Source organism: Streptomyces sp. NPDC005266 (assembly GCF_040607655.1).
Classification (GTDB): Bacteria; Actinomycetota; Actinomycetes; order Streptomycetales; family Streptomycetaceae; genus Streptomyces.
The window spans coordinates 23,968-47,826 of record NZ_JBEXHC010000002.1; the positions used below are offsets into that span (position 1 = coordinate 23,968).

General features: G+C 69.6%; 24 protein-coding genes. 3 read left to right on the forward strand and 21 right to left on the reverse strand.

Annotated features, from left to right (window positions below; genetic code table 11):
- From ABZU99_RS03615 to ABZU99_RS03705, 19 genes are all read right to left on the reverse strand, one after another.
- Entirely contained in the window at nucleotides 1-837 is an 837-nt protein-coding gene (locus ABZU99_RS03615; protein ID WP_356050321.1) for an aminoglycoside phosphotransferase, read from the reverse strand.
- Nucleotides 834-1,490, reverse strand: coding sequence for a histidine phosphatase family protein (locus ABZU99_RS03620; protein ID WP_356050322.1), 657 nt, complete (start codon nucleotides 1,488-1,490; stop codon nucleotides 834-836). The genes ABZU99_RS03615 and ABZU99_RS03620 overlap by 4 nt, the downstream gene beginning before the upstream one ends.
- Complete coding sequence (locus ABZU99_RS03625; protein WP_356050323.1) at nucleotides 1,487-2,254, reverse strand: phosphotransferase; 768 nt, start codon at nucleotides 2,252-2,254, stop codon at nucleotides 1,487-1,489. The genes ABZU99_RS03620 and ABZU99_RS03625 overlap by 4 nt, the downstream gene beginning before the upstream one ends.
- Entirely contained in the window at nucleotides 2,251-3,096 is an 846-nt protein-coding gene (locus tag ABZU99_RS03630; protein WP_356050324.1) for a methyltransferase domain-containing protein, read from the reverse strand. Before ABZU99_RS03630 ends, ABZU99_RS03625 begins: the two co-directional genes overlap by 4 nt.
- A gap of 31 nt (nucleotides 3,097-3,127) precedes the next feature.
- Nucleotides 3,128-3,637 (reverse strand): topology modulation protein, encoded by a 510-nt coding sequence (locus ABZU99_RS03635; RefSeq protein WP_356050325.1) that lies wholly within the window; start codon nucleotides 3,635-3,637, stop codon nucleotides 3,128-3,130.
- A 96-nt stretch (nucleotides 3,638-3,733) separates the two neighbouring features.
- Complete coding sequence (locus tag ABZU99_RS03640) at nucleotides 3,734-4,786, reverse strand: hypothetical protein (protein WP_356050326.1); 1,053 nt, start codon at nucleotides 4,784-4,786, stop codon at nucleotides 3,734-3,736.
- A complete protein-coding gene (locus tag ABZU99_RS03645; protein WP_356050327.1) occupies nucleotides 4,783-6,501 on the reverse strand; it encodes a carbamoyltransferase C-terminal domain-containing protein in 1,719 nt (572 codons plus the stop codon). Before ABZU99_RS03645 ends, ABZU99_RS03640 begins: the two co-directional genes overlap by 4 nt.
- Nucleotides 6,502-6,509: 8 nt before the next feature.
- Nucleotides 6,510-7,466 (reverse strand): thymidylate synthase, encoded by a 957-nt coding sequence (locus ABZU99_RS03650; protein ID WP_356050328.1) that lies wholly within the window; start codon nucleotides 7,464-7,466, stop codon nucleotides 6,510-6,512.
- Complete coding sequence (locus tag ABZU99_RS03655) at nucleotides 7,463-9,310, reverse strand: hypothetical protein (protein WP_356050329.1); 1,848 nt, start codon at nucleotides 9,308-9,310, stop codon at nucleotides 7,463-7,465. The genes ABZU99_RS03650 and ABZU99_RS03655 overlap by 4 nt, the downstream gene beginning before the upstream one ends.
- Entirely contained in the window at nucleotides 9,307-10,047 is a 741-nt protein-coding gene (locus tag ABZU99_RS03660) for an HAD-IA family hydrolase (protein WP_356050330.1), read from the reverse strand. The genes ABZU99_RS03655 and ABZU99_RS03660 overlap by 4 nt, the downstream gene beginning before the upstream one ends.
- On the reverse strand, nucleotides 10,044-10,523 hold the full coding sequence (locus tag ABZU99_RS03665; protein WP_356050331.1) for a LuxR C-terminal-related transcriptional regulator: 480 nt from the start codon (nucleotides 10,521-10,523) through the stop codon (nucleotides 10,044-10,046). The genes ABZU99_RS03660 and ABZU99_RS03665 overlap by 4 nt, the downstream gene beginning before the upstream one ends.
- Before the next feature lie 24 nt (nucleotides 10,524-10,547).
- Nucleotides 10,548-11,780: a cytochrome P450 gene (locus tag ABZU99_RS03670; RefSeq protein WP_356050332.1), complete on the reverse strand. Its 1,233-nt coding sequence runs from the start codon at nucleotides 11,778-11,780 to the stop codon at nucleotides 10,548-10,550.
- Between the two features lie 13 nt (nucleotides 11,781-11,793).
- Nucleotides 11,794-12,972, reverse strand: a complete 1,179-nt coding sequence (locus ABZU99_RS03675; RefSeq protein ID WP_356050333.1) for a cytochrome P450 — start codon at nucleotides 12,970-12,972, stop codon at nucleotides 11,794-11,796.
- The gene (locus ABZU99_RS03680) at nucleotides 12,969-13,571 is read right to left on the reverse strand and encodes an ATP/GTP-binding protein (RefSeq protein WP_175309475.1); all 603 of its coding nucleotides are present in this window, start codon (nucleotides 13,569-13,571) and stop codon (nucleotides 12,969-12,971) included. The genes ABZU99_RS03675 and ABZU99_RS03680 overlap by 4 nt, the downstream gene beginning before the upstream one ends.
- Complete coding sequence (locus ABZU99_RS03685; RefSeq protein ID WP_329159791.1) at nucleotides 13,549-13,905, reverse strand: DUF742 domain-containing protein; 357 nt, start codon at nucleotides 13,903-13,905, stop codon at nucleotides 13,549-13,551. Before ABZU99_RS03685 ends, ABZU99_RS03680 begins: the two co-directional genes overlap by 23 nt.
- On the reverse strand, nucleotides 13,902-14,312 hold the full coding sequence (locus tag ABZU99_RS03690) for a roadblock/LC7 domain-containing protein (RefSeq protein ID WP_356050334.1): 411 nt from the start codon (nucleotides 14,310-14,312) through the stop codon (nucleotides 13,902-13,904). The genes ABZU99_RS03685 and ABZU99_RS03690 overlap by 4 nt, the downstream gene beginning before the upstream one ends.
- On the reverse strand, nucleotides 14,309-15,772 hold the full coding sequence (locus ABZU99_RS03695; RefSeq protein ID WP_356050335.1) for an ATP-binding protein: 1,464 nt from the start codon (nucleotides 15,770-15,772) through the stop codon (nucleotides 14,309-14,311). The genes ABZU99_RS03690 and ABZU99_RS03695 overlap by 4 nt, the downstream gene beginning before the upstream one ends.
- A complete protein-coding gene (locus ABZU99_RS03700; protein WP_356050336.1) occupies nucleotides 15,772-17,616 on the reverse strand; it encodes a glycoside hydrolase family 15 protein in 1,845 nt (614 codons plus the stop codon). The genes ABZU99_RS03695 and ABZU99_RS03700 overlap by 1 nt, the downstream gene beginning before the upstream one ends.
- Nucleotides 17,617-17,849: 233 nt before the next feature.
- Nucleotides 17,850-18,278 (reverse strand): DUF6415 family natural product biosynthesis protein, encoded by a 429-nt coding sequence (locus tag ABZU99_RS03705; protein WP_356050337.1) that lies wholly within the window; start codon nucleotides 18,276-18,278, stop codon nucleotides 17,850-17,852.
- Nucleotides 18,279-18,533: 255 nt separating this feature from the next.
- Between ABZU99_RS03705 and ABZU99_RS03710 the strand changes: the two genes are divergently transcribed.
- Entirely contained in the window at nucleotides 18,534-19,922 is a 1,389-nt protein-coding gene (locus ABZU99_RS03710; protein WP_356050338.1) for a Tat pathway signal protein, read from the forward strand.
- A gap of 72 nt (nucleotides 19,923-19,994) precedes the next feature.
- Nucleotides 19,995-20,495 (forward strand): SAM-dependent methyltransferase, encoded by a 501-nt coding sequence (locus ABZU99_RS03715; protein ID WP_329159780.1) that lies wholly within the window; start codon nucleotides 19,995-19,997, stop codon nucleotides 20,493-20,495.
- 62 nt (nucleotides 20,496-20,557) lie between these two features.
- Here ABZU99_RS03715 and ABZU99_RS03720 read toward each other — a convergent pair whose 3' ends face one another.
- Nucleotides 20,558-20,896, reverse strand: a complete 339-nt coding sequence (locus ABZU99_RS03720; RefSeq protein WP_356050339.1) for an ATP-binding protein — start codon at nucleotides 20,894-20,896, stop codon at nucleotides 20,558-20,560.
- Nucleotides 20,897-21,198: 302 nt separating this feature from the next.
- Here ABZU99_RS03720 and ABZU99_RS03725 point away from each other — a divergent pair, with 302 nt between their 5' ends.
- Entirely contained in the window at nucleotides 21,199-22,293 is a 1,095-nt protein-coding gene (locus tag ABZU99_RS03725; RefSeq protein ID WP_356050340.1) for a helix-turn-helix transcriptional regulator, read from the forward strand.
- Nucleotides 22,294-22,358: 65 nt separating this feature from the next.
- On the opposite strand, the gene ABZU99_RS03730 is transcribed toward ABZU99_RS03725, so the two are convergent.
- Entirely contained in the window at nucleotides 22,359-23,795 is a 1,437-nt protein-coding gene (locus ABZU99_RS03730) for an IS1380 family transposase (protein ID WP_356050341.1), read from the reverse strand.
- Nucleotides 23,796-23,859: the final 64 nt, after the last annotated feature.

Below are 23,859 nucleotides of genomic sequence, written 5' to 3' on the forward strand. Positions count from 1 at the left end.
TCAGGTGAGGCGGGACAGGACGGTTCGGCCGTGCGCGCTCAGAGTGAGGTCGTTTTCCTTGTGGCCCTTGACCAGGGCGGTGGCCGCCTCGATGGCGCCGAAGGACTCCAGGAGGCGCCGTTCGGCGTCGGTCAGCGGACGCCCGTAGCCGTCGAGGAATGCCGTTCGGAGGTGGGGTGCGGCTTGCCAGCGTCGGAACTCGAGCCGCGCGAAGTCGCGGACGCGGGCGTCGCGTCGCATGTGCTCGAAGTCGCAGACACCGAAGTCGTCTCCGACCAGCCAGTTCCGCGGCTGGTAGTCGAGGTGGCAGACCGCGCCGTCCATGAGGCTGTTGCCCAGGATGGCCGCATGGTGCTTCAGCAGGTTTCGCTCGGCCGTGTCGATCAGGTCGGCGTGAACGGCCCGGTCGATCCAGCTCTGGAGGCGCTCGGCGAGTGCTGCGCCGACGGCGCCGCCCTGAGGCATGGAGGTGGCCCGGTGGAGCTTGCCGAGGACGTGGCCGGCCTCGTGATGGGCCAGTTCCTCCTCGGGTGAGCCCGGGGCTGCGGTGTCCGCCCGAGCGCCTGCGAGCGCGGTTAGCAGAAGGGTGCGGGTGGCGTCGTCACGGCCGACTAGCTTCGGCGCGTGGCCGGTCAGCTGGGTGCCCCATGTCCGGTAGGCGTGGAGTTCGCCTGCGTACCGGTCGTGCTCGGCATGCTGCTTGGCGACGAAGTGACGCCCGTCGTCGGCCACCACGCGCACGACCCGGGGAGGGAGCAAGGGGTCCGGCGCGATCTTGACTGCGCCGAGGAGGCAGTGCGCCAGTTGGATCCGGGGATCGTCCGATGTCGCGATCACGGGGTCGGCTCCGGCGTGAGGAGATTGAGGTGCTCGGTGTCGTTGTGCCGATCGAGCATCCAGCGGGTCTGGCCCAGGCGGTTGCGGTGGTGCTGCCAGCGGGTGATGGAGGCGTGGTTGTGCGTGAAGCCCGCCGGCGAGCCGATCGGGATGTCGAGGAGCAGGGTGTGCGCGGTGATCACCGTCTCTCCGTGGGCGGCGAACACGATGCGCTTCCCCTCGTTCTCCTCGATGAGCTGACTCAGGTTCCTGCTGGCGCGCTTCAGGTACCCGTTCCAGGTGTCTGAGCCAGCGGCCCAGGGAGTGTCGGGGTGCGCATGCGGGCCGCCGTTGGCGGCCGTCTTCACCGCATCCCAGGGTTTGCCATCGGCATCGCCGTGGACGGGGCCGTCGAGCCGGTCGTCGATGTGCAGCGGGAGCTGGAGCGTCTGGGCGATAATCTCGCCGGTCTGGACGAGGCGAATCCGCGGAGCCGCGTAGACCTTGTCGAAGGGCTTCTTCAGGTGCTCGGTGGACAGGCGGCGCGCGGCCTGTTCGGCCTGGGCATACCCCAGGTTGGTCAGTCCCGTGCAGGTGCGAGGACCTCCGACGAGTCCGTCGGCATTGCACTGGGCTTCACCGTGCCGCACGAAGATGAGTTCGGTGGTGATCACGATGCTCCTTGAAGGCGGAGACGGATGTGGGCGGGCCAGATGTGGCAATAGCCGTTCCGGCCGAGGTAGGGCGCGGTGAGTACGGCGTGCAGCGCCAAGCCGTCGTCCAGGCGTTCTCGGTCTATGGGGTCCAGCTGTGGGGCGTGCTGGCGGAGCGCCTGGCTGTAGATGTCGCAGGCGTCGTCGATCGCTTCGCTCGCGAGGGGGCCGTAGGTGAGGAGAAGCGTGGCGACCAGCTTCGCGAGGTCGTAGCCCATGGGCGCGAGACTGAGATCGTCGGTGTCGACCGTGACGATGTCCCCGGCGGGAGTGATGATGAAGTTCCGCGGGTTGCTGTCCTTGTAGAAGGCACAGGGCCCCTGCGCCGTCTCCTCCAGCAGGCCGAGCATCGAGTGCAAGGACACCTTGTTCGGCAGGTAGCCCTGTTCGTGGCGCCGTCGGAGCGCGACCTTGCGCGGGCCGAGGTACTCATCGAACGTCGTGCCGTCTTGGAAACGATGCGGAGTGTTCAACGACGCGGCCTGCAGGTCACTGCGCCAGGCGGCACCGTGAGCGTGGCCCAGCAGTTCCGCTGTGCGCGGGAGATCCTCGGGGCGTACGGAGCGCCCCTCGACCCGCTCGAAAGTCAGGCTGGCAGGGCCGATGACTTTGAGGGCCGGCTGCCGCAGCGGCTTCGCGTGCTCGTTGATCCACCGGTAGTGGCGGACGGCCGCCGCCGCGCGCTCCGGCGTCTCGTAGTGCTTGGTGAACGGCGGAAGGGTCATGCCTGGCCCTTCTTCGGATGGGCGACGACGAAGGTGATGAGGGACCGAGTGGTCAGCGGCTGGTCCGGAAGGAATTCGTGCAACGCCGCCGCCATAGCCCCGGGGTTGCCGTACAGGCCGGGCGCGAGGTGGTACTTGGGGTTCGTGGCCAGGTATTGCGCCGTGTGGTCGTGGCCGTCGAAGGTGAAGGCGTGCTCCTCGTCCAGGACGGCGATCACGTCGAGCGAGGAGGCGGTCAGGTCGGCGAGGTTGCCGCTGTGCGCTGCGGTGTAGAGGCTCTCGTGCTTATCGCCCCGCGCGTCGAGGCCGGCCGAAGCGACCAGCTGGTCCATCTCCCGGTAGCTGTCGAGTGCCTTGGTGACGAGCACGGCCAGGCCCCCGGGGGAGAGGACCCTGGCGATCTGCGCGATGACGTCCTTGGGCTGCGGCGAGTGGTAGAGGCAGAACGCGGCGACGGCGACGTCGCACGACCCGGCGGGCAACGGGAGGTCGTGGAAGTCGCCTTCGACGAAGTCCACCGTGATGTCGGGTAACTCCTTGGCGCGCTCGCGGGCTTGGGCGAGCAGGGAGGGGGCGGCGTCCAAGGCGACGACGCGCTGCGGCCGGAGCTGCTCGGCGATGCCCAGGCTGCTCGTGCCGCGACCGCAGCCGATGTCGAGCACCACGCCGAGCCGGTCCGGCTGCGCGTGGTGCGTCTGCACCAGGCTGACGATCGTCTCGGGCACGGGGTTGCCGGAGGTCTTTGCGCGCATCAGGGCGCTGGTCCGCCCGGACAGCCGGGAGGCGTTCCCGTACAGCTCCTGTTGCCGGGCGGGGTCCAGGAAGGCGTTGGGCTCGTTCATGCCGCACCCCCTGCCTGGGGGCGCGGGTCGTTCAGGACTGCTCGGCGGCCACCTTCCGCAGCCAGCGGCGCGTCTGGCGCCGGTTGGCCAGCAGCACCACGTCGGCTTTCGCGCCGAACTCCTCGATCTTCGCCATCACGCGGGGCCGCATCTTGCGGCGGTACGTGGCGACGTACTTGATCACGCCCCAGTGGATGCGGTTGTGTACCCCGTTGCCCTTGTGTCCCGCGCCGTGCCGGATCTGCCGGGCGAAGATCCCGTACAGCGCCGCCACGGTCGACACGTCCATCAGGACCACCGTGTCGCAGGCTTCGAGCCGCACCTGCAGCGTCGAGTTGTAGTTGCCGTCGATCACCCACCGCGGCTGGGCGACCAGCTCGCGCTGCACGACGGTGAACTTGTCCATGGGGAGCGCGTTCCACTCGTCGTCGTAGAACGCGGCGTCCAGGTGCGTCACCGGGGCGTCGAGGATCTTGCCCAGTTCGCGGGCCACGTGGGATTTGCCGCTGCCTCCGCAGCCGACGATGGCGACCTTCTTCATGGTGCTCCAGCGTAGAGAGGTTCGGGTGTCCGGCGGAGCCATCCTCCAGGACGCGTTTTGATGATCCAGGCGCCATGGCCTGTAGAGCGGTCGGCATCAGGCAGCTCCCCGCTCGGTCGTGCCCGGCCTCACGAGACCGTGCAGAAGGGATTCCAGGGTGTCGACCTGCTTGCTCAGGCCGAACAGGCGCAGACGGTCCACGCAAGCGGCGATCAGGTCGGCGTGCTGCTGGGTGCCGGCGACCTCGCGGAGGTGGGAGAGGCGTTCGATCACGTCCCGGCCGGAGCGCACGATCAGCTCGTCCGGGACCAACCGGTTGACGTAGCGGATATCCGCCGGGGCCAGGGGCAGGCACCCGGCGAGCACGGCCTCGAAGATGCGCTGGGTCATCTGCCCGACCGCGGCGTACCGCTCGGGCAGCATGAGCACCGTGGCCAGGGATCTGCTGTATACGCCGGCGGCGGCCTCGAACGGGATCCGGCCCAGGAAGTGGACGTGTGGCCAGCGGTCGGTCTCCGTCCATTTCCCCGCGACCAGGTGCGCGACGCGGGCGGCGGCTGGGGCGAAGAAGCGGTCGAAGGGCTCGTCGCGGTCGTACTGGTTGCCCACGTAGCCGAGCACGAGGTCCCGCCGCTGTGCTGCGAGGGCCACAGGGTCCGCCTGGGTGAGGAGGATCTCGGCGACGGGGAAGAGCAGCGAGTGCGCTCCGTGGGTCGGGGCAAGGGCGGCCTCGCAGACGCGGGTGTGCGACGTGGTGCGCCACACGCTGTCGGCTCGCAGGGTGCGGTCCTTGTCCCAGATCACAGTGGGTGTCTGGTGCCGCACGGTGTAGTGGTTGATGAGCTGGGCCTGGCGGTGCAGGTCGCAGGTGTGCCCCTCGCTCCCGCACATGGTGGTGTTGCGGCCGGGGATCGCCCAGCGCCACTCCAGGAACAGGGCGTCGATGTGCGGAACGCCGTCGTCGAAGGTGTACGCGCCGCCGAGGTCCTCGCCCGCTTCGAGGCGGTCGCGGTCGGCCTGCAGGAAGACGATGTCGTGACCGTGGGCGATGAGGGCGTCGATGAAGGGGCGGCGGTGGCTGCGTCCCCCGTCCGGGGTGTCGGTGACCCCGTTGCCGAGGAAGCCCCAGAAGCTGTATCCGATCTTCACTTGGTGATCCACCGCCCTTCGAGGAGCATGGCGTCGAGCCCGGAGTTGGCCAGGCAGTCCAGGGCCATTTCCGGTGTTCCGCAGATCGGCTTGCCCTTGACGTTGAGGGACGTGTTGATCAGCACGGGCACCCCGGTCCGGCGGCCGAAGGCGGTCAGTACCGCGTGCATGAACGGGTTCTGCGCCTTGGTGACGGTCTGCAGGCGGGAGGTGCCGTTGGCGTGCACGATGGCCGGCACGCGCTCGCGCGTTTTGTCGGTCACGCCGGAGGCCATGGACATGTACGGCGCCTGCTGGCCGAGGGTGAAGAACTCGCGGGCGCGCTCGGCCAGGACCATGGGGGCGAAGGGCCGGAACGGCTCGCGGAACTTCACGGTGGCGTTCAGTCGCTCGACGACGCCGGGCTCCAGCGGGGAGGCGAGGATCGAACGGTTGCCCAGGGCGCGCGGCCCGGCTTCGACGGCCCCCTGGAACAGGCCGACGATCGTGCCGTGGGCCAGCTGGTCGGCGAGGAACTCTGCGGTTTCGATGCCCAGGGTCTTCTGGTGAAGGGCGGGCCAGGGTGTGAGGTCGAGGGCTTGGTCCTCGTAGGACGGGCCGAGGTAGCAGGTGCGGGCGACGCCGGCCACCGGTCGCGGGCTGCGTCTGCCGATATGCACGGCGAGGGCGGCGCCGATCGCGGTACCGGCGTCACCGGGCGCAGGAGGCACGAAGACCTCGTCGAAGATGCCGGCCTCGATGATCCGGCCGATGCTCACGCAGTTCGTGGCGACACCGCCTCCCACGCACAGGCGCCGGGAGCCGGTGAGCACGCGAGCGCGGCGGGCCAGGTGCACCATGACCTGCTCGGTCCGCTCCTGGAGAGCCGCCGCCAGGTCCCGGTGGACGTCGGCCAGGGGCTCGCCCGGGTGCCGTTCGGGGCAGGTCTCGGTGACGAAGCGGCGGGTCGTCCGCTCGTATCCCGACGTGAGGGTGCGCGTGGGGAAGTAGGCGGGGTTGATGCGGAAGCCGGTTGCGGTCGTGTGGACGGCGTGGGTGAAGAGGGAGCGGAAGCGGGCGGGGTCGCCGAGGGCGGCCAGCGCCATCACGGTGCCTTCCTCATCGCCCCGGCGCCAGCCAAGGTGCTCGGTGACGGCGCCGTACACGTACCCCAGGGAGGCTGGGTCGTTGATCGCCTCCAGGGTTTGCGCGCGGGGACGGAGCGTGTCGTGGCAGCGGGCGATGGTGGTGGTCTGCCGCTCGCCGAGGCTGTCGACCACGAGCACGGCGGCTTCGTCCCAGCCCGAGGTGGCGAAGGCCGTGAGCTGGTGGGCGCGGTGATGCAGCACGGGGGTGACACGGGCGGCGGGGAACTGCCGGCCGATCAGCCGCAGGCGCCGCTGGGTGCGCACGGCCACCTTGGCGAACCCGTGCGCTCGGGCGAACGCCCGGTCACGAGTTGTCGGGTAGAGCGCCATGCGCAGGGCGGCGGGCGACTCGGCGAGGTAGCGGGCGGGCTGGAAGTTGTAGGCGACGGTGTCCACGTCGGCTGAGGTGAGCTTGGCCCGGCCGAGCAGCCAGTCCACAGCGTGAGCGGGGTAGAGCTTGGTGTGCTTCTGCTCGGAGAGGCGCTCCTCCTCGACGAAGCCTATGAGTTCGCCGTCGACCAGGAGAGCTGCCGACGAGTCGTGGGTGTAGGAGCACAGGCCGAGGATGACCGAGAGAGTGCGCTTCATGGCGGCCGTCACCTCGCCCCGGCCGTCGTCGCAGCCGCGGGCTGGCGGGAGCGTCGTTTCAGCTCGCCATACCAGGCAGTGAGGGCCTGGCCGAGGGGGCCGTCGATGCCGTCGGCCACGCGCCACGCCTGCTGGTGCTGTCCGTCCTTCCACAGCCGGTAGCTGCGCAGCGTCCCGGCCATCGCGTCCCAGCCGGGGTGGCCGGTCACGTCCCGGGCCGCGACCTGATCGAGCAGACCGGCGAAGCCGTTCCACCGTGTCCGCAGGTCGGGCATGACGGGGCTCGCCGTGAGCGAGGCCAGCTGCTCGGACTGGTCGAGGTGCTCCTCGTAGATGTGCAGCGACCCCACGTGCAGGTGGAACTCGCCCAGCTCCGCGTCGAGCCATCCGGCGACAAGCTCGTGCAGGACGGTGTAGAAGAAGACGTCGTACGGCATGCCGATCCACACGTCCTGGCCCCGCATCATGGTCGCCATGTGCAGTCGGCCGGCACGCAGATGGAAGCGGAAGCCGAGGGTGCAGGGCACGTCCTTGTGCCCGGCGGCGTCCTGAACCGGGTCGTAGAGCTGGATCAGGGCGCGGCGGGAGTCGGGGTCCTCCTTGAGGATCTCCACGACACGGCTGAGCTGATCGACCTTGCCGGCCCAGTTCCGCATCCTGGGGCCGTACGCGCCGAGCAACACCCCGTCATCGGCGTACTGCCGGAGCCGCGCGTTGTAGTCGAAGATCCACGGATCGTCCGAGCCGGACAGGTGCCAGACGCTCTCGGCCACGGCGAACGCCGGGTTCAGGATCCTGGCCGGCGGCGCGTACAGCAGGCGGGCCCGCGGCTGCGTGAGCAGCAAGTGGATGTCGCGGACTTCCCGCGTGGGCATGCCGCGCGGGCTGACCTTGTCGCCGGACTTCGTCAGCGTGACGGCTCCGGAGAACAACTCGGCGATGTTGTCGGCGGTCAGATGGGTCATGAGGCTGGGACTCCTTTGCCCTGCTCAGGCACGGGTGGCGTGCTGCGGGCATCGTCGTGAAGGGGGTCAAAGGGCAGCTCGGGGTGCGTGGCGCGGTGATCGATGAGGCGGGCGACCTGGGCGGCGCTGTCGCCGCGCCACCGGCACACCGAATCGGCGGCTCCGGCCGGTGGGCGAGAGCGGGGCAGCTCCGCGAGGGCGATGCCGACTTCGTCCGCGGAGCCACACCGTTGCGCGATGCCGTGGTCGGCCAGGCCGAGGGTCCGTTCGCCCGGGGCGGCAAGTTCAAGGACGGGCACGCCCAGCAGCGCGGCTTCGATGCCGCATGTCGAGTAGGCGCTCGCGACCACATCCGCGCCGGCCAGGCACCCGCGTGCTCCAACCCGAGTGTCGGCGACGGCCACCGGAAGACCGGTCGCCTGCTCAAGAAGCGGGGCGAACACGCTGTCGCGCTGAGCCGGATGCGGAGCGATGACCAGTCCCCAGTCCGGGCCGGCCGACCGCAGCCCGCCGAGGAGGAGTTCGGCCTGGCGGGCGAGATGCTCGGGCCGGAAGGGCTGGCAGGCCCACACGGCGATCTTCGACGGGGTACGCCGTGTGCCGACCGACAACAGCTTTTCCAGGTACGGGCGCTGTGCCCCACGGCCCAAAGCGGCCAGGGCATCGAAGCGGGGCTGCCCCAGGACGTGCACCTCACTCTTCGGGTGCTTGGCCCAGGCGAGGGCGAGCGGATGGTCGCGCTCGCCCATCACGACCACGTCCCGGCTGTGGAGGGCGGGCCACGCGACGGACTCTTCCGTCCAGGCGCCGTGCTGGACGTGCACCGTGTTGGAGTCGTGCCGATCAGCAAGGTGAACCGCCAACGCCCCGAGCGGACTTGTGTCGTTGCTGAGGACGACGGAGTGCGGACGAACGGCTCTCAGAACGCGGCCCAGCCAGTTCTCCGCCTGGACCAGAGCAGGCCAGGATGGCTGCGTGCAGCCGCCGCTCATCGCCAGCAGCGTGGACAACAACCGGACGAGGCGGGACAGGCGGATCGCGTGCGGACCGACCTCGACGGTCCGGTCGTCATCCGCGGGACGCAGTCCGTCCGCCTCGCCTGACAGCTGGAAGAGCCCAACCGGTGCAGGACACACCCGCACGCTCTCGCTGCCCTCGGCCATGCAGCGCTGACCGGGATCAGTGGCGAGGTCGATGAGCACGCTGTCGTGCCCCTTGCGCGCCAACTCCCGAAGAACTGGCATCAGGGTCTCGGCGTGGCGGGACGACCAAGAAAGGGCCACGACTCCGCCCCGGTGCAGGCCCGTGGGGAGCGGGTGCGGCTCGGTGATAGCCACGTCGGCGGGTAAGAGCGTGCTCAACTCGGCAGTGTGCGGCTGATTGTGTGTCGCTGTGCCGCCGAGCAGATAGGCAATGCCCGACCAGGTGACCGTGTAGGTGCGGTACTCCTGAGAGCTGCTCGGCCGCACACCGACGAGACCTTCGTACGGCACCGGGGTGATGGGCCCGGGTGCGGTGACGAATGGCTCCCAGAGGTTCAATGCCAGCAGTTTCTGCAGGACCTGCGTGACCAGTCGGCGGACCGGTACGTGCTGGACATGGAGCCAGTCAGCTCCGCCGGGCGTGTGGGCTCGGCCGCCGCCGTACTCGTGCAGGGCGGCCATGACGCGTTCGGTCAACGAGCGGAGGTCCTGCTGGTTCAGCGGCAGCGCCTCCAGATCTCCCGTTCTGATGCGGAGGGAGTCGGCGACGTCAAAGCGGCCGGCGCCGACGAGGACCCAGGCGGGCCGGTGGCCGTCTTCTCTTCGGACAAGGCCCAAGTCTCCGAATGCCGAGGTGGTCACGCCAGGCTCCCTTCGACAATGGGAGTGCATGCCGTGGCATGGTGGAGGAGGTCGAGCAGGTCGGTTGGGGACTGGGCGACCGCCACAGCAGGAGAGCCGGGCTCGCCGTACCCCCAGGCGGCATGAATGTAGGGGACGCCGGCACGAGTTGCTGCCTCCCGGTCCACCGGCATGTCCCCGATGTACACGGCCGACGCAGGGTCGACTCCGAGGTCCACCAACGCGAGGAGGAGAGGGTCCGGCGCCGGCTTCGACCGCCCGGAACCCGCGGGTGTCCGCACGGTGCCGAAGGGGCAACCAAGCTGCGCCAGGAGGGGCGCGGCCCGATCGACGTGCTTGGATGTCACAACTCCAAGCCGCCAGCCAGCTGCCACGAAGGCGTGCAGGACGTCCGTGATCCCGATGAACTCCTCGGCCAAATGCGCTGCGGCTGTCGAGCCGGCTCCGTAGGTCCGGTGGACGCCGTCAGCATCGACGACACCGAGCCGCTCCATGATGTCGCTGAACTCCCGCCCCAGGTGGGCTTCGTACGCGGCGAACGGGATAGCGAGGCGGTGGTCTTCCTGGACCTTCCTCCACGCCTCGCGCATCACCGGCCGCGTGTCCAGTAGGACACCGTCCAGGTCAAGAAGGAGTGCCCGTTCAGCATCGGGAGGCTGGAGTGCCGACGGTTTCGGGCGATGGTGCAGGGGCGCGGAGGACTGCTCGGAGGCCGTGGGAACGGGTGACGTGGTCACTTGCTCGCTCCGCTCCGCACCGTGCTGGTCTGCTGGGCGGTCAGCAGGTTCCAGCCGTGGGCCCGGGCGACCAGCCGGGTGGTGTCCGGTGCCCCGGTATCAGCGAGCAACTGGAGAAGCGCCGCGCAGAGGTCCGCCGGTGCCATGTTGGCGCCGCGCGCGATGTCGAGCGGCTTGGTGTGCTCGGCGACGGCCTTCAGCAGGTTCGTCTGCTCGGTGCTCAAGTCGGGGGCTGGCGTGTCCGGTGTCGGGGCCGTGGCCTCGTTTGCGCTGAGTAGACGGTGGGTGACTACGGCAAGGGAGCAGCGTTCGGGGCAGTGCAGCTTCCTGCGCAGGGAGACCATGTGCGCGTGGACCGTGTGGTGCGACAGGGTCTCGGTGTCGGCGATCTGGCCTGTTGGTAGGCCGTTCACCACATGCTGGGCGATGCGCCGTTCGGCCGGGGTGAGCGGTGTGGTCGGGGCTGGGGCGGTCATGGTGGTCTTCCTCGTCGGTATCGGTTAGCGGCTCGACGTCGGGCGCAGGCGCACAGGGACGGAGGTGTGTCCGTTGCTGATCAGGCTCGGGAGCCTCTTCAGATCGGGCCTGTCCGTGGCGAGTTGGGCGTCGGGGAAGCGTTCGAAGAGCAGGCGCAGGGCGGTGGCGACTTCGAGTCGGGCAAGTGGGGCGCCGAGGCAGAAGTGGACGCCGTGTCCGAAGGCGAGGTGCTCCTTGCTGGGGCGGGTGGCGTCGAAGCGGTCGGCGTCCTCGTGCCAGTCGGGGTGCCGGTTGGCGGCGGCGTAGGAGGCGAGGATCGCCTCGCCGGTCTTGATCGTCTGCCCGTCCGGGAGGGCGATGTCGGTGCGGGCATAGCGCAGGGGAAGGTGCTTGACCGCGGGCTGGTGGCGCAGGGTCTCCTCGACTACGCCCTCCCAGGTGCAGCGGCCGTCCCGGACGTGGGCCAGCTGCTCTGGCTCGGAGAGCAGGGTGGTGATGGCCTGGTCGATGACGTTGACGGTGGTCTCGTACCCGGCGCTGATCATCAGCAGGAGCGTGTCGCGCAGCTCGGCGTCGCTGAGGGCGGAGCCGTCGCCCTCCTCGTCGCGGGCGGCGATCAGCAGCGAGGTCATGTCCTCGCCGGGCTCGGTGCGCTTGATTTCGATCAGGGCGTCCAGCAGGCCGTACAGGGTGGCGGTGTTCGAGGCTTGTTCCTCGGCGGAGAGGTGGGTGGCGAATACGTTGTCCACCACGGTGCGGAACTCGGTGCGCCGGTCGGCGGGGACGCCCATGAGCTTGCCGATGACGGCGATCGGGAGCGGGTAGGCGAGGTGCTCGCGTAGGTCGGCTACCTCATCGGCCGGGAGGGCGTCGAGGTCGTCGAGGATGCCGTTCACGAGGATCTCGATGTCCGCCTGGAGGGCGGCGGTACGGCGGGCCGAGAGGGCGGGGGCGACCATGCGCCGCAGGCGGCTGTGGTTGCCGCCGTAGGCGGTGAACATGTTCTCCACCGCCACCCACAGCGCTAGCGGCCAGGTGGGGACCGTCTCGGCGAAGGCCGGCCAGTGGGCGCGGCCGTCCTTGGAGACGTCCCTGCTGGTCAGAAGCTCCTTAAGGAGGGCCGGGTCGGAGACGGACCAGGCGCGCACGCCGAGGATGTCCACGAGAGTGGCGGAGCCGCGCTCGCGCAGGGCCTGGTGTTCGGCGTCCGGGTCGGATCCGGTGGGGTCGAGGACGAGTATCTGCCGTTCGGACACGTTGGGGCCTCTTTCAGCTTGAGGGGAAGGTGACGGGGAGGGCGACCAGCGAGCGGTGGAAGGGGCCGGGGCGCCAGACGAGGTCGTCGCGGTGGCCGTCGAGGTCCATCTCGGGCAGGGCGTCGAGGACGTGGAGGATGGCGGTTTCGGCGATGAGGTAGGCGTGTGTGCTGGCCGGGCAGCCGTGCGGGCCGGCGCCCCAGGCGAGGTGGGCCCGGTTGCCCAGTGGCCGGTGGGCTCCCAGGGCAGGGTCGTTGTTGCAGGCGGCATAGCTGACGACCACCGGCTGGTCGGCGGGCAGCAGGTACCCGCCGATGTCGGCTGGCCGGGGCGGGTAAGACATCGCGAAGTTCGCGAGCGGCGGGTCGCGATAGAGGACGCTGTCCAGGGCCTCGCGGACGGAGGCGTCGCCAGCGTGCAGGTCACCGGAGAACTCACTGTTGGTGAGCATCTCCAGGAGGGTGTTCGTGATCAGGTTGGTCAGGGGCTCGATGCCCGCCCCGTACAGGGTGATGAGCTGCTGGCCCATCTCGGTGTCGTCCAGCCGGGCGACATGGACGAGGAGCCTGCTGGTCACGTCGTCGCCCGGCTCTCGGCGGCGCAGGGCGACGAGGTCCGCCACGGCCTGGGCCATGATCTGGTTGCCGATGGAGGCGTTGACCCCGTCGAAGATCTTCGCCATTCCGTCCGCGATCCGGTGGCCGACCTCGTCGGGGCAGCCGAGAAGGTGGCTGAGCGTCTGGAACGCGAGAGGCCAGGCGTACTGGGACAGCAGGTCCGCCTTGCCGCTGCCCTTGAAGGCGTTGATGGTCTGCTCGGCAACCAGTTCGACGTGGGCTCGCAGCGCGTGCTGGTCGACAGCCGCGAGGGCTTCCGTGTTCGCGGCCCGGTAGCGGGCGTGCTCGGCACCGGCCGAGCGCAGGGCGTTGGGGCGCCACTCCATCATCGGCCGGATGGGGCAGGTGTCGGGGACGGAGGTCTGCCACTGGCGCGGGTCGGCGGGGAAACGTTGCGGGTCGCCGAGGATGCGGCGAGCCTCCTCATAGCCGACGACCAGCGTGGCGGGCACGCCAGGGGCCAGGTCCACGGGGACCAGAGGGCCGAACTGCTCGCGCATGCGCTGGTAGGCGGCGTGCGGATTCTGGGCGAAGTCCGGTTCGTACAGGGGGATGTGGTGGGTCGCGGTGCTCACGGTCGGGGCTCCAGACGGTGCGCGAGACGGGCGAGGTATTCGGTGAGCTGGATCAGGGCCTGCATGCAGGACGCTCGCTCGCGGGCATCGCACACGGTCAGCGGCGTGTGTCCCTCCAGGGCGAGGGCCTCGTGGACTTCTTCGAGCGGGTGGCGGGGTGCGCCGTCGAACTGATTGACCGCGACCGCGTAGGGGACGCCGTTCTCTTCGAGGAGGCCGAGGATTTCGTGGGAGGCGTCCAGGTCGCGGGGGTCGACGAGGACCAGGGCGCCGAGGGCGCCGATGATCAACTCCTGCCACAGGAAGCTGAATCGGGCCTGGCCGGGGGTACCGAACAGGTAGAGCACGAGGTCGTCGCTGAGGTGCTTGCGTCCGAAGTCCACGCCGACGGTGGTGGTTGACTTGGCAGGCGTGCGGGCCAGGTCGTCGACCAGGGCGCTCGCCCGGGTGATGGTTTCCTCCATGTGGACCGGAGGCACCTCGGAGACGCTGCCGACGAAGGTGGTCTTGCCCACGCCGAAGGCTCCGGCGACCACGATCTTCGCGGTAGCCGTCACCGTGCGCGCGACGAACCGGTCAGGCGTGAGCGCGGAGTCCATGAAGAACCCTTTCGATGAGTGAGGCCGGGGGCCGGTCGTCGTCCTGGCCCTGGGCGAGGGTCATCAGTCCGTGTCCGATGAGGTCGGCGACGAGAATCCGGGTGGTCGATGGCGGGAGGGCGAGTGCGGAGGCGATCTCGGCGACGGCCAGCCCTCCGCCTTGCGCGGGTGCGAACAGGGCGAGCACGCGCCGTGCGTCCGGGTTGAGGCCGGGACGGGTGCCGGTCGCGGCGAAGACCAGGCTCTCCAGGCGCACGTCCTTGCTGGGGCGGGTACGTCCGCCCGTGCGGACGTAGGGCCTGACCAGATCCGGGTCCTGCCGCGGCCTGCTCATGCCAGCGGTGCTTCCGTGCCGCCGGCGATGCGTGTCTGGACACCCAGCTGTTCGCCCACGCTCGAGGCCAAGCGCAGGGCGGCCTCGCTGATCACCCCGATGTCCGCGTGAGGGCTGTCGGTGCGGACGGCGAGCATGGTGTTGTCGCCAGCCGGGATGAGCAGGGAGATGTGGTCGACCGACTCCATGACGAACTGGCGGACGCCCCCGCCGTTCGTCTCCCGGTCGTAGGCCCGCGATGCTCCCCACAGCGTGGAGGCGATGGCCGAGATCTTCTCGGCGCGCTCGCGCGGCAGCCGATCGGTGTAGGCCGGGCTCATGCCGTCCGCGGCGACCAGCACGGCGTATTCCACGCCGGCGGTCTCCTCCAGGCTTTCGAGGAGCCAGCCGATGTTCTTGTCGGTCATGCGTCGTGTCCTTGGTCGTTGTCGGCAGTGGGGACGTGGGTGCCCTGCTCGGCGCGGGCGCGCTGAGTGCCACGGGCCCAGGCGGCGATCACGCTCGCTCGCCCCGGCTCGGCGTTGGCAGGGCGGGGAACGGGGGCGGAGGCGGGTGCGGCGCGGCGGCTGCGCACCGTCAGTCCGCTGGCGGTCGTGCGGGCAGTGGAACGCTCCTGGTCGGATTCCCCGGCCGTCGGCGGGACGGGGGTGAGCGCGGGTTGTGTGGCTACCGGAACCGGGGCGAGAGCAGGGAGCCGGCCGGACGCGGCAGAGGCGAGAGCAGCTGGCGGATCCTTCTGCACCGGCTGCGAGGATGCCGGTGGCGCCTGGGGCGCCGTGGTGAGGAGGTCCTGGGGAAGTGTGAGGAGCGCGCGGGTGCCCAGAAGGGAGTTGGGCGCCTGGACATCGACCCGGAATCCGTAGGCGCGCGCGAGGGCGGCGGCGACTCGGAACCCGGTCTGCGGGCGGGCGCCGAGCTGCGTGATGTCGTCCGTGCGCTGCCCGGTGAGGATGTCCCGGGCGCTGTCGAGCTGCTCCGGCGTCATCTGCAGGCCGCTGTCGTCCACGAAGACGGTGACTCCGTGGTGGCCCTGTTCGAAGGACACGTGCACTCTCGACTGTGGTGGCGAGAAGCGAAGCGCGTTGTCCAGCAGGAGCGCGAGGGCGTGCACCACGGGCCCGACCACGCGGGTCTTCACCGCGACGGTGAGTTCCTGGGGCTGTACGCGCTGGTAGTCCTCGACGTAGCCCATCGCGGCCCGCACCACGTCGGTCAGCGTGGTCGTGGGCCAGTGCCGGGTCAGCTTGCCGCCGGCCAGGATGGTCCAGCCCTGAGCGACCAGCAGCATCTGCTGCACGGTGTGGTCGATATCGGTCAGCGTCTCGAACGCGGCGTCGTCCTCGTGCTCGCGCACGCCCTCGCTGACCTTGCGGCTGGTCTTAGCGGCCATGCCCACGAGCGCCGACGACACACTGCGCACTGCGGCCTCGGTCGACCGCACGGCAGTGGAACTTACCCGAGCGATCTCTTCCTGGGCGGCGGTGTGCGAACGCCGCAACTCCTCCGCCCCGAGCGTCTTCGCCTGCTCGATCTCCTGGTGCGCCGCGTACTGGATGTCGCGGATCACGGCCTGGACGACGCCGGCGGTGGCCTTGACCACGTTGGTCAGGTGCTCACCGACTGCGGTGCCGGCCAGTTCCGGTGCGGGGGCCGGCACCGTGATCCGACCGCCCGACTGGTGGATCTGGGGCAGCGTCTCGTGGACCAGCTTCTGCAGGGCACCCTCGGTGGCCTGTTGTTCGCGGGCCAGGAGGTGTGCCCGCCGCCGCGTCTTCTGCCATCGGCGGTGGCTAACCCGGGCCGCTGCCACCGCGACGATGGCCGCGGCGGCGAGCACGATGACCATGGTGGTGGCGGTCGTGTTCATCAGACACCCACCGCCAAGAGCACGTCGGCCTCGGATGCGGGAGCCCCTGAGCCGAGCTGCTGCAGCAGAAGTGCGGACCCGATCACCCCGATGTGGCTGTACGCCTGCGGGAAGTTGCCCAGTTGTCGCCCGGTGGCGGGGTCGTACTCCTCGGCGAGCAGACCGAGGTCAGTGCGCAGGGCCAGGAGCCGGTCGAAGAGAGCGTGGGCTTCGTCCGGGCGGCCAGTCAGGGCGAGCGCATCGACCATCCAGAACGAGCAGAGCAGGAAGGTCCCCTCGTCACCGTTCAGGCCGTCGAGCCCGATGCGGTCGCCGGCGGTCGCGTAGCGCCGTACGAGGCCCTCCGGGGTGGACAGTTGCTGACGAACGGCCTCCACCGTCCCGAGCACGCGGGGATCGTCGGGAGGCAGGAATCCAACCCGGGGGATCAGCAGGAGGGCGGCGTCGACCTCCTGTGATCCGTAGGACTGGGTGAAGGTGTTGCGGACCGGATCGAATCCGCGCGTGCACACCTCCTGGTGGATGGCCTCGCGCAGTTCCATCAGGGCGAACAGGTCGGCGTCCAGGACGGCGGCCTCGACCAGGCGGATGGTCCGGTCGATCGCGGCCCAGGCCATGACCTTGGAGTGCACGAAGTGGCGGCGCTCACCTCGGATCTCCCAGATTCCCTCGTCGGGCGTCTGCCACCGCTCGGCGAGGTGCTCGACCAGCCGTTGGTGCAGGACCGCGGTGTCGCCGCAGCGGGTCACCCCGCTTTGGTGGGCGAGGTACAGGGTCTCGATCACGTAGCCGTACACGTCGAGCTGCAACTGGTCTACAGCCCCGTTGCCGATCCGTACCGGGCCGGAGTTCTCGTAGCCGGGCAGCCACCGCAGCTCCCGCTCCTGGAGATCCCGTTCTCCGGTGATCCCGTACATGATCTGCAGGTTCTCCGGATCGCCGGCCACGGCCCGCAGCAGCCACCGCCGCCACGCCTCGGCCTCCTGCCAGTACCCCGAACCGAGCAGGGCGCCCAGGGTGGTGGAGGCGTCGCGCAGCCAGGTGTAGCGGTAGTCCCAGTTCCGGCGACCACCGATCTCTTCCGGCAGCGACGTGGTCGGCGCTGCGACGATGCCGCCGCTGGGGGCGTACGTCATCGCCTTCAGGGCGATCAGCGACCGGACGACTGCTTCCCAGTGCGGGCCGCCGTAGGTGCATTGGCTCGTCCAGTCTTCCCAGAAGGCGAGGGTCGCCGCGAGCGCCGCGTCGGGATCCGGGACCTCCGGCGCGACACCGTGAGAGGGCCCCCAGCTCAGTACGAAGGCAACGCTCTCGCCGACGGTGACCGTGAAGGAGCTGACGATCGCGCCGTCCTTCTCAACCTGCCCGGTGGACGTGTCCAGCCACAGGGCGTCCCCGCCGCCCTCAGCGATCATGCGTCCGCCCAGCTCATGGATCCACGGGCTGACCCGGCCGTAGCCGGGGCGGGCGCGCAGCGTGGAAGCCATGGCGATCTGGCCAGCCGTTCCCTCCACGATCCGGATGACCTGCGGTGCCCCGTCGCGCGGCGGCATGAAGTCGGTGACCTTCGCGCTGCCGGAGGACGTCGTCCAGACTGCCTCCAGCACGAGGGACTCGCCGACATAGCGCCGCTCGGCCGTCGCACCGGCTCCCTCTTCGTGCGCAGCGGCCGGGGCTATGCGCCACGCTCCGTGCTTCTGCGTGCCAAGCAGCGCAGCGAAGGGGGCCGGCGAGTCGAAGCGGGGCAGGCACAGCCAGTCGATCGAGCCGTCGTGGCAGACGTGGGCACTGGTCTGCAAGTCGCCGATCAGGCCGTAGTGCTCGATACGCGGAAGGCGTTTCATCGTGTAGATCTCCGTTAGGCCCCGCGAGTCCGGGGAGGGCTTTAGGGCCGTCGAAACGGCCGGCGAACTGTCGGTGAGGCGAGACTCCGGTAGTCACCGGTGAGGCGGCGACTCGCTCCGCGCCGGTGCGGGTTCTTCGTCCGCTGACGGGGAACTGGTTGCGCGATCACCGCGGAGAACCAGCCATGTCGTGGGACCAAGGGTCAGGACGATCAGAACCGCCCCGGTGGCGGTCATGTCCGGGGCGCCGACGCGGCCAGGACGAGACAGGCGAAGGCGATCGCGAAGACTGTGCCGCGCAGCAGGTTGATCGGCGGTGTCCGCCAACGCCGTCCCCGCTGCCGCATCGCACGGCCGGTGCCGTGGGTCTCCACGGTCGCCACGAGCTCCTGGGCCGCCTCGGCCAGTTGGACCAGATGCGCCCTGCTGGGCATGTAGCCGTCGGGGACCCCCGCCGAGCCGAGCTGCTGCGCGCGGCGCAGCGCTGGCTCCTCCTTGGGCACCATGACGCCGAGTCGATTGATGTGACCGCGCAGACGCCTCGCGAGGTCTTCAACGTCGGCGGTGGTCTCCGGCAGCGGCGAGTCCTCGTCCAGCACGAGCGCCACTGTCTCGGCCGCGGCCACCGCTTGATTGCGCGGCGAAACCGGCTCGACAGCCATGCGGCCCTTCCTGTTGGACGTGACGTGTTGACAGGCGTCCTGGCGGGGCGCCAGCGAGAGGCGCATGACACAACTCCTGTTCGGATCAGGCCAAGTTGATTGGGGTTCGCCGTGCGGGGGCGGCGGTCGTCGTGCAAAGTGAGTGATCCGGTCGCTACGTTGAGCGAACCGTGAATCCCCGCTGGGGGGTATGCCTGCGCGACCGCCGAGGCCGTCAAAGGCGTCAAAGATCATTTCGGAACCGAGGGGCAGCCCATGGCCCGTGTGCGAAACGTCGCCCTCGCCGCACTTCTGCGCGAAGCGGGCTGGTCTCAGCCGCAAGCAGCCGCAGCGGTCGCCCGGGTAGCCGCGGAGAGCGGGGTGCGTGAGCTGGGGGCCATCTCCCGCTCGCACATCGCCATGTGGGTGCAGGGCACGCAGCCGAGCGGTCGGGCACCTCATATCCTTCGCGAGACGCTGTCCCGCAGGCTCGGCCGCCGCCTCACCCTGGCCGACCTCGGGCTGGAAGGTGAAGGCACAGGCCAAACCGACAGCGGTTCCGACTGGAGCGTCGATCCTCTGACCGTGCTGGCCGAGCTGGGAAGCGACGACCTCGATATGCACCGACGTAAGCTGCTGGCGACCGCCGCGTACTCGGCCGCCGGCCTGGCCTTGCCCACCGCCTCGTGGTGGGCAGCCGCTCCTGCCGCGGCGGCGAAGCGCCCAGCAGTCTCCTCCCGGCTGGTGACGCAGGCCGACATCGACGACGTCCGCGATCTGACGACCTTCTACTCCGCGCGTGACCAGCAGCGAGGCGGCGCCTCTGGCCGATCGGCCCTCGCCGGCCATCTTCGCGACGAAGCGGTGCCCCTGCTCGGCAGCAGGTTCCGCACGGAGCAGCTTCGTCGCGACACCTACTCGGCCGTGGCGGAGATGGCCTATTTGTCGGGGTGGATGGCTTTCGACGCCTCCGAGCACCGCACCGCCCAGCGCTACCTCACTCTCGCCGCCCGCATAGCGGCCGAAGCGGGCGACGGGCCGCTCGGCGGCCACATCCTGCGCGCCCTCGCGCACCAAGCCGTGGACCTTGGGCACCCCCGCCGCGCCCTCGTCCTGGCCGACGCCTCCATGAACCGCGACCGCTACGGCCAAGCTAGCCACCGTGAGAAAGCCCTGCTCGCGATCGTTCACGCACGCGCCCTCGCAGCCGACGGCGACCGCGCCGGCACTCTCGCGGCCATCAGCCGCGCGGAGCGGGATCTCTCCCGCGCCGACAACAGCGAGGCTCCGAGCCGCGTGAGCTTCTTCCAGGAAGCCTCCCTGGCCCACGAGACAGCCTGCGCCCTGCGCGACATGGGCCAGCCGCAGGACGCGGAGATCCACTTCAAGCGCAGCGTGGCCACCCGCCGCCGCCAGCAGTACGCCCGCACGCACAGCGTGACCCTCGGCTACCTCGGCGCCGTCCAGGTCCAGCAAGGCCGCCTCGACGAGGCATGCGCCACCTGGAACCAAGCACTCGACGCCATGGCCGGCGTCCAGTCCGGCCGTGCCCGCGGCGTCATCGTCCGCATCCAGAGCGACCTCTCGCCCGTCCGGCAACGCGGAGGCCGACATGTCACCGAACTGGACCACCGGGCACGGGGCATGCTGCGCACCATAGGCTGACCACAGAGCGGGTTCGCGGCGCTGGCCGGGGGCCGCCGTGCATGCTACGCCGAGGGAGAGGAACGAGCGCCGATGGCGACGTACGAGGTCGAGTCGATCGCAACAGTCGTCGGGGGCCACACCCGCGTTCAGGACGACTACCAGGGCGGGGTCGAATCGATCATTCGGCTCGACGACGCGTACCCCCTCGAAACGCTGCAGGGAATCGGAGAGTTCTCCCACCTGACGGTGACGTGGCGCTTCCACCTGGCGCGACCCGAAGACGTCGAGCTCCACGCACGCAGCCCACGGGGAAACCAGAACTGGCCGCCGACAGGTACGTTCGTCCACCGCAACCATCGGCGCCCCAACCAACTGGCGATCAGCTACCCGCGGTTGCTCAAGGTCGAAGGCCGGGACCTCCTGGTCACCGATCTCGACGCCGTAGACGGAACGCCCGTGATCGACCTGGCACCGTACTTCGAACAGATGGGGCCTCGGGGCCCGATCCATCAGCCCGCATGGCCTGGCGAGATGCTCGAACCGAATTACTGGGCGAAGGCAAGCGAACGGCCCTCGGAGCGCCCTGCGTAACGGGAGTGACTGAGCTGTGCTGCTCGTCGTTTGGCTGGTCGGGGACCAGCTGGAGGTCTGACTCAAGCCGCAGCCCTCGCGTACCGGAACTCACACCACGTCTCCTCGCCGCTGCTCTCCCACGCGTCTGAGATCGCATGGACAAGCCGGATCCCGCGACCGGATTCACCGTCAGGTCCGGCTTCCTTGAGTACAGCGGGGGCCGGATTGCGGTCGGTTACCGAGACCCGCACCACGTCGACGGTCACCGTGATCCGGAGCACGACTTCGCCCTCACCGTGAACCACGGCGTTGGTGACCAGCTCCGAAACGGCCAGCACGACGAACCCCGCCACCGGCTGCGAAACACGGCACCGTCGCAGGAACGCCCTGGTCGTCTGCCGCATCTCCCCAGCTTTCATGGGATCCGGGAGAAAGGCCGCCTGACAGGCATGGGGTGCCGCCGGTATGTCGGCCCATGCCGATGTGCTGCGTCGGTCCTCCTGGGTCGGCCTCACACACGACGTGCCTGCTGTGGCCGCAGAACTACGGATGCCCCCGCCGGGCGGGGTCGCCTCTTGGAGCCTCGTCATGGGGGCTATCGCACCGCGCGGCGACGCCGTCGACCAGGGGAATCCAGAGGGGGAAAAATCTGTCAAGGGGGGAAACCAGAGGGGGAATTGAGGCCATGATTGGATTCCGCCCACCAATAGAGGTCACACTCATGCCAGATCCGTTCGCCGACCTGCTCCTCCGGCTTCGGCAGGATGCGGGCCGGACGCAGGAGGAGCAGGCAGACGCGATCAACGCTGTCTCCGGCCGGGACACCATGACCCGCCGAGAGATCAGCCGCTATGAGAACTTTGAGAACATTCCTACCAATCACACAATCGGCCATATCGCGGCGGCCTGCGGTGTCCCCTTCGAGGAACTACAGCGGGAGGCTAAGGCTGCCCGCGCTCGGAAGAGAGAGGGGCATACCAATGCAGGGGAGGATCAGGACGCCGTGAAGCGTCGCACGCTGCTGGGTGGTGCCGCCATCGGCGTGAGCTCGGCTGCCGAGCCCTGGGGGCGCCTGGCCTTCGCCCTCAGTAAGGGGTCCAAGATCGATTCGCCCTCCGCCGTCGCGCTCATCGACCGGGCCGCTGAACTGCACGTCCAGGAACTCAATCTCAGTGCCCGGCGACTACAAAGCACGGTCGAGTCACATCTTGACGCGATCACCGCGGCCCTGCCCCGTGCTGGCGAACACGAACGGGCTCTCACTATCGCCGCCGGAGAAACTGCCGCTCTGGCTGGTTGGGTGGCCTGGGACCTGGGCGAGCACGACAAAGCCGACGCCTACTACAAGGTCGCGTCGCAGTGCGCGGCGACCGCCGGGCACCCTCCACTCCGAGCCCTGGCCCTGACCTACAGCAGCTACGGCGCCTCGACGCCGAAGGCGAAGTTGGAGTTCCTTTCTCAAGCGGCCAGCGACGTGCGAGGCCACGGCAACGCTACTGCTGCCGCCTGGGTCCTCGGCAGGCACGCGGAGGAAGCTGCGGCGGCCGGCGACGAGACGGGGGCACTCCGGGCCTTGGAGCGAGCGCGCTTCGCCTACGACTTCGCGGATCACACCAGCGAGCAGGCGTGGGTCCGGTTCGTGACCCCGTACCGCATGGACTCGTTGGCCCTCTCCGTCTACGGCCAATTGGGGCGTCCCGAACTCACGTCCACAGCAGATACCGCAGTCGACCGTCTAGCCTCGCCGTTTCAGTTGGGGGGTGCTGGGCGGCAGAGCGGGGTCGTTTGGAGCGGTGTCGGTCGGTGGGCATGGTGAGGGCCCGGCGCGGTGGGCCGGGTCCTCCAAGGTCCTTCGGGTCGCGGTGGTCAGAGGGCGGTCGTTCAGTTGGCGGGGCGAGGTAGGGCGGCCAGGCGGTGGAATGCGGCCGTGAGTTCATCTCTCCAGGGCCAGGTCGCCGATATCCGCATGCGCAGGCGGCGGCCGCCGCGGGTGATCCGGGCGGCGACGTGCAGGATTCGGTAGCGCAGTTTCTTGGGTTCGGCGGTGGCCAGGTCGCCGTCCAGCAGGAGGACGCGGGTCCAGGCGAGGAGGTCGATCGCCGCGAGGCTGAGTTCGAGCCAAGCGGCGTTGACCAGGAAATGGCGGGAGGGGAAGCGGCCGAACCCGGTGGTCTTGCCGCACCGGATGTGGTCCTCGACGGTGGCATGCCCGCGGTGACGGGCCTCCAGGAACTGGGCGGAGCCCCCGCCGGCGAACGGCGTGTCGGTGAGGAAGACCTGGTGCCGCAGGCCCTCGTCCTGGTCGAACAGGGACAGTTGGGCGCCGGGGTGCGGGCGCTCGCGGCGCACGATGATGCGGGTGCCGTCCGGATAGCCAGCCAGGTCGACCATGCCGGTCAGCTCGGCGACCTCGGCGCCGGCACGCAGTGTCCCGTCCTGGTCCAGGGCGGGGTGCCAGACCCGATCGGGCAGGGCCCGGATTGCGCGGCGGACCGGCTCGGTGACCGCGTATCCGACCGAGAAGAAGGTGCGCATTCCTCGTATGCGCAGGTCTCGGACGTGGGCGAGGAAGGCTTTCGCTGATCCGGCGCTGTCGGTGCGGACGAGGATGTCGGTGCCGTGCCGGTGGGCGTCGGGGATCTGCGTGAGCGCGTCGTCCAGCACCGCGATGTGATCGGCGGCGGTGTTGGCTCCGGCGTTGCCGGGCCGCAGCTGCCCGGACATGCCCTCGCCGGTGTTGGCCAGGAAACAGACCAGAGGGTGGAAGCCGAAGCCGCCTTTGTAGGTGGGTGCGGCTTGGTCCTTATCGGAGTGGCAGGCCACCAGTGTGGCGTCGATGTCCAGGACCAGGCCGGGAAGTTCCCGTCCGCCGGCCTTCACCGCCGGTATGCCGGAACGGGTCTCGGCGGCCTGCAGCCAGGCGACCTCTCGTGCCTGGGCGCGGGCCGTTCGCAGCCGAGCGAGGCCAGTCTCGTCGATGTCGGCGAGCAGCCGCCAGGCCGTCGGTGTCGAGGCGACCGGGCCGAACACTTCACCCTGGTCCCGCAGCACGGCCAGATCCGTGATGGCCTCGCCGCCATCAGCGAGCATCACCGCGAGATCGGCGGCGATCCGGCCAGGGTCGTGGCCGGTACCGCGTGGCCGAAGGGGCCCCAACGCGGCGGAGTACGCGCTGGTCAGCCCAGTGGCATCGGCAAGATCCGCCAGCAGGCGGGACCCCGCATGGCTGACCACCCCGGCACCGTCAGCAGAGACATGAAGCTTGGGACGCGAACCGATACCCTGCACGCAGAAAGTGCCTTCCGCCTGGACCGACAGAACCCCTCGACAAGGTTCATCGTCCCAGCTCAGAAGGCACTTTCGCATTACCGCACAGAACCCG

Coding starts and splice junctions, on each gene's coding strand:
- ABZU99_RS03645 (WP_356050327.1), bottom strand. CDS start 6,501: ATGAAGCGCACTCTCTCGGTCATCCTCGGCCTGTGCTCCTACACCCAC.
- ABZU99_RS03705 (WP_356050337.1), bottom strand. CDS start 18,278: ATGGCTGTCGAGCCGGTTTCGCCGCGCAATCAAGCGGTGGCCGCGGCC.
- ABZU99_RS03650 (WP_356050328.1), bottom strand. CDS start 7,466: ATGACCCATCTGACCGCCGACAACATCGCCGAGTTGTTCTCCGGAGCC.
- ABZU99_RS03710 (WP_356050338.1), top strand. CDS start 18,534: ATGGCCCGTGTGCGAAACGTCGCCCTCGCCGCACTTCTGCGCGAAGCG.
- ABZU99_RS03625 (WP_356050323.1), bottom strand. CDS start 2,254: ATGACCCTTCCGCCGTTCACCAAGCACTACGAGACGCCGGAGCGCGCG.
- ABZU99_RS03630 (WP_356050324.1), bottom strand. CDS start 3,096: ATGAACGAGCCCAACGCCTTCCTGGACCCCGCCCGGCAACAGGAGCTG.
- ABZU99_RS03665 (WP_356050331.1), bottom strand. CDS start 10,523: ATGACCGCCCCAGCCCCGACCACACCGCTCACCCCGGCCGAACGGCGC.
- ABZU99_RS03720 (WP_356050339.1), bottom strand. CDS start 20,896: ATGAAAGCTGGGGAGATGCGGCAGACGACCAGGGCGTTCCTGCGACGG.
- ABZU99_RS03685 (WP_329159791.1), bottom strand. CDS start 13,905: ATGAGCAGGCCGCGGCAGGACCCGGATCTGGTCAGGCCCTACGTCCGC.
- ABZU99_RS03700 (WP_356050336.1), bottom strand. CDS start 17,616: ATGAAACGCCTTCCGCGTATCGAGCACTACGGCCTGATCGGCGACTTG.
- ABZU99_RS03715 (WP_329159780.1), top strand. CDS start 19,995: ATGGCGACGTACGAGGTCGAGTCGATCGCAACAGTCGTCGGGGGCCAC.
- ABZU99_RS03635 (WP_356050325.1), bottom strand. CDS start 3,637: ATGAAGAAGGTCGCCATCGTCGGCTGCGGAGGCAGCGGCAAATCCCAC.
- ABZU99_RS03690 (WP_356050334.1), bottom strand. CDS start 14,312: ATGACCGACAAGAACATCGGCTGGCTCCTCGAAAGCCTGGAGGAGACC.
- ABZU99_RS03725 (WP_356050340.1), top strand. CDS start 21,199: ATGCCAGATCCGTTCGCCGACCTGCTCCTCCGGCTTCGGCAGGATGCG.
- ABZU99_RS03695 (WP_356050335.1), bottom strand. CDS start 15,772: ATGAACACGACCGCCACCACCATGGTCATCGTGCTCGCCGCCGCGGCC.
- ABZU99_RS03680 (WP_175309475.1), bottom strand. CDS start 13,571: ATGGACTCCGCGCTCACGCCTGACCGGTTCGTCGCGCGCACGGTGACG.